3 protein-coding genes are annotated in these 2,515 nt (G+C 65.6%); all 3 read left to right on the top strand.

Annotation, left to right across the window (positions count from 1 at the left end):
* Positions 1-333: 333 nt before the first annotated feature.
* The 3 genes from MKK75_RS23015 to MKK75_RS23005 all read left to right on the top strand — a co-directional run bounded on the left by MKK75_RS23015 (position 334) and on the right by MKK75_RS23005 (position 1,922).
* On the top strand, positions 334-1,098 hold the full coding sequence (locus MKK75_RS23015) for a hypothetical protein (RefSeq protein ID WP_244044838.1): 765 nt from the start codon (positions 334-336) through the stop codon (positions 1,096-1,098).
* A gap of 29 nt (positions 1,099-1,127) precedes the next feature.
* Entirely contained in the window at positions 1,128-1,358 is a 231-nt protein-coding gene (locus tag MKK75_RS23010) for a hypothetical protein (RefSeq protein WP_244044837.1), read from the top strand.
* Between the two features lie 75 nt (positions 1,359-1,433).
* The gene (locus MKK75_RS23005; RefSeq protein ID WP_244044836.1) at positions 1,434-1,922 is read left to right on the top strand and encodes a GAF domain-containing protein; all 489 of its coding nucleotides are present in this window, start codon (positions 1,434-1,436) and stop codon (positions 1,920-1,922) included.
* Positions 1,923-2,515: the final 593 nt, after the last annotated feature.

Here is a 2,515-nt window from a genome sequence, read left to right as displayed (position 1 = left end):
TGACGATATCGCGCTCAATGCTCTCAAGCTGGGTCATTGCCGCCTCAGCGTTGACTTAACCGTGCGCTCCGGCCGACATGGGCGGTCACGGTCGCGCCCGCACTAGCGAGTCGCGGCCACCATTCAGGAGACCATCCCCGCGCCATAGACCCTGAAAAGCCAACAGGAGCCCGGCGCCAAAGGGGAGCCTGCTGCAATTCCGGGGGCCTGTGAGGGCCGAGTCACTTCCTCTGACGAGCCAGATCTCCCCCCGGGAGTCAAGGCGGAACCCGTTGCCGTCAACGGTGAGGCTTTGCCTGGACCCTAGCCGCGGCCCGTGAGGGACCGGGATCGATGTTTCACGCCACCATGCGGTCGGCGATCGAGGGCGCGCGCACGCTCGCGCAGCTCGACGACCTGTCGCGCACCATCTGGCAGGCCCACGCCGCCGAGGCCGTGACCGATGACGAAGCGCAGGGCCTAGCCGAGGCGCTGCACACCCGCAGGAATGCGATTAGAGAGGCCGTGACGCCCGTCGGTATTCCGCTCGGCCGTGCGACGCTGTTCCCGTCCAAGCGCCTCCAGCGGGCTCCTGAGCGATCCGTGGCGATCGAGCGCCGCCGCCGATTGGCTTGCTCCGGCCCGATGCCTCCCGCCCTGGCGAGCAGGTTCACCACCGGGCAGCTCGCGGTCTTGCGCATCGTGGGCGACGAGATGGCTCGGAACGGGGCCTGCGGGCTGTGCATCGACGCCATCGCGGCGCGGGCGGGCGTCTGCCGTCGGCTAGCTCAGGCCGCGATCCGGCTGGCCGAGGGCGACGGGCTGCTGACCATTCAGGAGCGGCGCCACCAGGGCCGGAAGTCGGATCCGAACGTGGTGCGGATCATAAGCCGGGAGTGGCTGCAATGGCTCCGCAGGGGAGGGTGGTCCGCGGCCCCGGCTCTGCTCGGCAGCATAGGGTGCAAACCGATTCACCCCACGGATAAGGGAGATCCACAGAGGCAAGTTGTGGATGCGGAACCGAAGAAGGGCTGCCGAGGGGCAGCGGTTCGGGCTGACGTCGTGAGCAGGCGCGATTCTGCCGCGGGTCCGGCGAAGCGGGGCGGCGCTATGTCTTGAGCACATGTCGCTGGACGATTTGACGAACGATGCGAAACTATCGCCTCTGCGCAGCCTACCGGGCACCCGATGGTTTGCTGAGCACGCCGGTGTACGAGGAGACGATCACGGCCAAGGATGTCGCTGACGCCGTCGCTCAAGCCAAAGCCACTGAGTTGGATATGGCCGGCCTCAAGGCGAACGCGATCTACCTCATCAACGCGGACGGGCATGTCGCCTGGTCGCTGCGGATAGCCGAAGTTGCGGATGATGTGGCTTAAGGTTATCGCTGCCGCTACGGCGTGTCAGTGATGCGGCGCGTGGACCGCTGAGGACTGATCCTGTAGCTTGAGCGGATGTCAGAGGATCGTCTCGAGTCTGATCAACCGCTCGTCCAGGTTAGTCGCAGGCTTGAAGCTTCGCATTCGCTGGACGAAATCGTGACGATTCTGCGTGATACAGCGCGGCAGATCGCGGGCTCCGATAGCATCGCTGTCGTGCTGCGGGAAGGCGACTGCTGCCACTACGTCGCCGAGGACGCGATTGGCTACTTATGGCGCGGGAAACGCTTTCCACTGGATACATGTATCTCAGGTTGGGCGATGCTCAACAACCAGACCGCGATTGTACCGGATATTGAGGCCGATCCGCGTCTGCCCGCTGCAGCCTACCATCATACCTCGATGCGCAGCCTTGTGATGGTGCCGATTGGCTCCCCCGAACCCGTGGCGGCTCTCGGGGCGTATTGGTGTAGCTTTGTCACCATCGATCCGGGCACGGTCTATCGGCTAGAGGCATTGGCCGAGAGTGCAGGGACTGCCCTAGCCCGCATACAAGGCTCATAGCGACATCGCTACGCCCGGCTGCTACACGGTCCATCTTTCCCGCATACGTGCCCGAGGTGTTCGCGACGCCACACGGCCCGGCGCGGGCAAGCACGCGACGACAGGCGCATCCGGTCCAGTTCACCGGGGCTCGCCCGTGACGCCTTGGCCGGGCGGTCGCGTGAGGGTCGGCGCGATGCGGCGGGGCTGGAGACCGCGAGCGCCGGCCCACGGCCAACATGTTGCGCTATAGTGTGGAAGCATACCTCGACGGCTCGGCCGCTTTCCAAAGTAGCAGCCTGCAACCCTCAGGTGGTTGTCTGTTGCGGTGCGGCGGTCTAGGTTTGCAATGCGGGACGGCGATGGCGTCGCGGTCCGGCTGCCCTTCCAAGGGCGTTTCCTCCCTAGACTTCGGGCCGCTCCCTCGCAGGGGTGGCCTTTTCTTTGTTCGGTAGGCTGAGGGGATGAAGACTTGAGGCCCGCCCCTCGGGGGGAATGGGAGCGGGCCTCAGCTGCGACTGTGCCCACGCGGCTACGCACCAAAGGGCCCTGTCTTTGGAGCCAGCGCGTCGCTCTGAGGGCAATCGGGTTTGGCCCGGCCGCTGGGATTGAAG

Origin of the sequence: Methylobacterium sp. J-030 (assembly GCF_022829545.1) — a bacterium.
Taxonomy (GTDB): domain Bacteria; phylum Pseudomonadota; class Alphaproteobacteria; order Rhizobiales; family Beijerinckiaceae; genus Methylobacterium.
The sequence above is the reverse complement of the archived record's forward strand: the minus strand, read 5'-3'. Positions and strand labels throughout refer to the sequence as shown.

Coding starts and splice junctions, on each gene's coding strand:
- MKK75_RS23015 (WP_244044838.1), top strand. CDS start 334: ATGTTTCACGCCACCATGCGGTCGGCGATCGAGGGCGCGCGCACGCTC.
- MKK75_RS23010 (WP_244044837.1), top strand. CDS start 1,128: ATGCGAAACTATCGCCTCTGCGCAGCCTACCGGGCACCCGATGGTTTG.
- MKK75_RS23005 (WP_244044836.1), top strand. CDS start 1,434: ATGTCAGAGGATCGTCTCGAGTCTGATCAACCGCTCGTCCAGGTTAGT.